Source organism: Erythrobacter sp. HI0063, from assembly GCF_001635685.1.
Lineage (GTDB): Bacteria > Pseudomonadota > Alphaproteobacteria > Sphingomonadales > Sphingomonadaceae > Qipengyuania.
The window spans coordinates 1-3,215 of the sequence record NZ_LWFF01000036.1; the positions used below are offsets into that span (position 1 = coordinate 1).

At 63.2% G+C, this 3,215-nt stretch carries 6 protein-coding genes and 1 pseudogene; 3 read left to right on the forward strand and 4 right to left on the reverse strand.

All coding sequences use genetic code 11. The annotated features are described in order from the left end of the window. The first annotated feature begins 146 nt into the window (after window positions 1-146). From A3736_RS17290 to A3736_RS01585, 3 genes are read left to right on the forward strand one after another with little or no spacing between them, the layout of a single operon-like run. Entirely contained in the window at window positions 147-260 is a 114-nt protein-coding gene (locus A3736_RS17290) for a recombination protein F (RefSeq protein ID WP_197465457.1), read from the forward strand. Window positions 261-288: 28 nt separating this feature from the next. Continuing rightward, window positions 289-402, forward strand: coding sequence for a recombination protein F (locus tag A3736_RS17295; protein ID WP_197465458.1), 114 nt, complete (start codon window positions 289-291; stop codon window positions 400-402). Beyond that, window positions 399-614, forward strand: coding sequence for a PspC domain-containing protein (locus tag A3736_RS01585; RefSeq protein ID WP_067678369.1), 216 nt, complete (start codon window positions 399-401; stop codon window positions 612-614). The genes A3736_RS17295 and A3736_RS01585 overlap by 4 nt, the downstream gene beginning before the upstream one ends. Before the next feature lie 69 nt (window positions 615-683). Here the strand turns inward: A3736_RS01585 and A3736_RS01590 are convergent, their stop codons facing one another. The 4 genes and pseudogenes from A3736_RS01590 to A3736_RS17300 form a co-directional block, all read right to left on the reverse strand. Further along, a complete protein-coding gene (locus tag A3736_RS01590) occupies window positions 684-1,493 on the reverse strand; it encodes an SDR family oxidoreductase (RefSeq protein WP_067678372.1) in 810 nt (269 codons plus the stop codon). Between the two features lie 2 nt (window positions 1,494-1,495). Then, window positions 1,496-2,050 carry an NUDIX hydrolase gene (locus A3736_RS01595; RefSeq protein WP_067678374.1) on the reverse strand — a complete coding sequence of 185 codons (555 nt, stop codon included), beginning with the start codon at window positions 2,048-2,050 and terminating at the stop codon, window positions 1,496-1,498. A 50-nt stretch (window positions 2,051-2,100) separates the two neighbouring features. Continuing rightward, window positions 2,101-2,775 (reverse strand): TPM domain-containing protein, encoded by a 675-nt coding sequence (locus tag A3736_RS01600; RefSeq protein ID WP_067678376.1) that lies wholly within the window; start codon window positions 2,773-2,775, stop codon window positions 2,101-2,103. Continuing rightward, window positions 2,776-3,215: pseudogene (locus tag A3736_RS17300) on the reverse strand (methanol dehydrogenase); the annotation flags it as partial. It lies immediately after the preceding gene.

The window sequence follows — 3,215 nt, forward strand, 5'->3', positions numbered from 1 at the left end:
AACCTTTCGGATTGATGAACGAACGCGTCAGGAAGCGAGGAGGCCGAAACGGCGAAATTCAGCCGTTTTTCAAGTTTGGCACGGCGGTTGCAATCATTCTGGCATCCCCGGAAGGGCCGGGGTTCAGGGAAAAAGGAAATTCAAAAATGTCTCTCTTCAAAGCCAACAACGCCTTCGCCGCCATCGCCGCTTTCGCCATTTCGGCCATCTGCATGGCCGCCGCGATCGTCCCCGCCAGCCCGTCCGGCCTCATCGCCTAAGCCCATTTAGCAACAAGGAAATCATCTCATGTTCGACTTCGACGGCAACAAGCTGTTCGCAGCCGCCTTCTCGCTCGCCCTCTCGGCCGTGTTTCTCGCCACCGCGATCGTCCCCGCCACTCCGAACGGAATGCTGGCATGAACGATCTTCGCAACTCATCCACCGGCGGCACGCCCAGCAAGAGCTTCGCGCTCGACCGCCGCAATGCCAAGCTGATGGGCGTGTGCTCCGGCATTGCCCGCCATTTCGGAATCGACGTCACTCTGGTGCGGGTCGGCTTCGTCCTCGGCACGCTGCTCGGCTTCGGCAGCTTCCTGCTGATCTACCTCGCGATCGGACTGATCGCGGATTAAGGGGAGGGAGATGATCCGTTCTCCCTCCCGACCGCCAGGCCGCCCCCTCGGAAGCAATCGCAGAGAAATTTACATAGCGGAGATTCCGCCGTCGAGCTTCAGCTCCGCGCCGGTCATGAATTTGCTCTCGTCGCTGGCGAGATAGACAACGGCATCGGCGATATCGTTGGGTTCGCCGACCTTCTTCAAGGGGATTTGGCGGGCAAGCTTTTCCAGCAGCACGTCCTTGTCCAGATTGTGGTTCTTCGCCGTCCCGTCGAGTATCGGCGTATCCACGAAGGTCGGGTGGACCGAATTGCAGCGGATATCCATGCGGTTCTTGGCACAGTGGAGCGCGATCGACTTCGACAGCATCCACACCGCCGCCTTCGACGAATTATAGGCCGGCATGGTGTCGCTGGCGATCAGCCCGGCAATGCTGGAGATATTCACGATCGATCCCGGCGCATGTTCGCGCATCAGCGGAAGCGCGGCCTGACAACCATGAAAGATCGAATCCACATTGACTGAGAAGCACCGCTTCCAGTCGTCGAAATCGCAGGTCTCGATATTGCCGCCAACGCCGATCCCGGCATTGTTGACCAGCACGTTCAACCCGCCGAGCTTGTCGCGCGCCATATCGACGGCCTTCGTCCAATCGTCCGGTTCGGTGACGTCGTGGGCGCAGGCAAAGGCGGTTCCTTCGCCGAATTCCTCGTTGATCAGTCGCGCGGTTTCTTCGGCGCCTTCGCCGTTCCGGTCAGTGCAGAGCACGCGCGCGCCTTCTTCAGCCAGCCGGGTCGCATGGGCGCGCCCCAGACCTTGCGCCGCACCCGTCACCAGCGCCAGCTTGCCCGCGCACCTGCCTTTATTCGCCCGGCCCTTATTCGCTTCGGCCATAGTCACTCTCCTGCGATTATATCCTGTCCCAGCAGCAAGAGCAGGCGCACGTCGACGCCGCAACCTTCGGCGCGTTTCCGGTCGAGAAAATCCTTCAGCCCGGCGCGCGAAACGCGGTGCACCGCGATATCCTCGCTGTCGGTTCCGCCACCGGGTCCGATCTCTTCGAGCTCGGTCGCGCGGACGAGCGTGAAGCTTTCGCTGACCATGCCGGGAGAGGAATAGAACCGCCCGATCTCTTCCAGCCTGCCCGCGCGAAAGCCGGTCTCCTCCTCAAGTTCGCGGCCTGCGGCGGCCAGATCGTCTTCATCGGCATAGCCCTCTTCATCGCCAATCAGGCCCGCGGGCAGTTCGATGCAATTGCAACCCAGCGGCACGCGATATTGTTCGACGAGGATCACGTCGTCGCCGATCAGGGGCAGGATCACGGCGGCGCGGATATTGCGCGCACGCCCGACATATTCCCACCGCCCCCGCGTCTTGGCGGTGATGTAGTCGCCCTGCCACTCGATCGTCTCGGGGGCGTCGTGGTCGGGCGTGTTGCGGGGATCGATCATGGATTTCCGTTCGGGACTGGCATTCGGCACGGGCGAGGCTGAATCGAAGGTCAGACCTCGATCAGCCGATCGGGCAGCTCGTTGGTGTCCTCGGCATCGCGCGGGAAGCGCTCGGCCAGAACCGCGCCGACATCGCGTACGCCCACCGCCAGACCTTCGGCGATGCGCCCTTCGCGAATTTCGGCCAGCATGTCTGCCATCGCCTCACCCCATACCTCTGCCGGGACCTGCCCTGCGATCGTTTCGTCGGCGACGATCTCCGCGCGGTGCTCGCGCATGGAGAGGTAGAGGAGGACGCCGGTGCGCCCATGCGTGCGGCTCTCCGCACCGACCTTGAAATGACGGATCGCGGCGTCGCGTGCGCGCGCGGCTTTTACGGGTTTGGGAATGAGGGCGAACCGCAATGGATCGATGGCCAGAAGCAACCAGGTCGCCGCGAACGCCGTGAGGCCCAGTGCGATCGTCATGCTCGCAAGTTCTCCCGTCGTCCAATCGTGCCCCCAGCCGCCGATCAGGGCGTCCCACAGGTCGAGGAAAGGCAGGGGCAGGGCGGCAAACACGCTCATCGCGGTAAAGGCCATGCCCGCCGCGTAAACGAGCACGACGTCCGAAAAGCCATCGCTGCGATCGGCCAGGACGGTCACGATTTCGCCGCTGGTCGCCCTTTCCGCTTGTGCGACGGCATCAGAAACGAGCTTATGCTCCTTTTCGGAAAGATACGCCATCTACCAGCCTCCCGAAGCGCCGCCGCCACCGGACATGCCGCCGCCGAAGCCACCGAACCCGCCGCCTCCGAAGCCGCCGCCACCGCCCCAATCGTCGCCGTCGGAAAGGCCGCGAACCACGGCCTTGCCAGCTTCCCACAGGATGATGTCGCGCGCCGCATTGCCCCATGGGCCGCCTCGTCCGCGCCTTCTGCCTCCGAAGCGACGCTTGCGCCCGCGGCCGCGCAACATCGGAAGGACGAAGAAGAACAGGAGGAAGGCGATCCAGATGATCGTGCCGATTGGAAAACCACCATCGCGCGACTGACGTTCCTGCCGGGCGGCCTGCTGCGCCTCTTCGATCGCGATCGCGTCTTCCGGACTGTTCGCCAGGTGATCCAGGATGGCATCGACACCCTGCGTCACTCCGGCATCGAAATCGCCTGCCTTGAATTGCGGCG

Bases quoted from the DNA above. Each gene is read 5' to 3' on its own strand.
- A3736_RS01585 (WP_067678369.1), top strand. From the start codon at position 399: ATGAACGATCTTCGCAACTCATCCACCGGCGGCACGCCCAGCAAGAGC.
- A3736_RS01590 (WP_067678372.1), bottom strand. From the start codon at position 1,493: ATGGCCGAAGCGAATAAGGGCCGGGCGAATAAAGGCAGGTGCGCGGGC.
- A3736_RS17295 (WP_197465458.1), top strand. From the start codon at position 289: ATGTTCGACTTCGACGGCAACAAGCTGTTCGCAGCCGCCTTCTCGCTC.
- A3736_RS01595 (WP_067678374.1), bottom strand. From the start codon at position 2,050: ATGATCGATCCCCGCAACACGCCCGACCACGACGCCCCCGAGACGATC.
- A3736_RS01600 (WP_067678376.1), bottom strand. From the start codon at position 2,775: ATGGCGTATCTTTCCGAAAAGGAGCATAAGCTCGTTTCTGATGCCGTC.
- A3736_RS17290 (WP_197465457.1), top strand. From the start codon at position 147: ATGTCTCTCTTCAAAGCCAACAACGCCTTCGCCGCCATCGCCGCTTTC.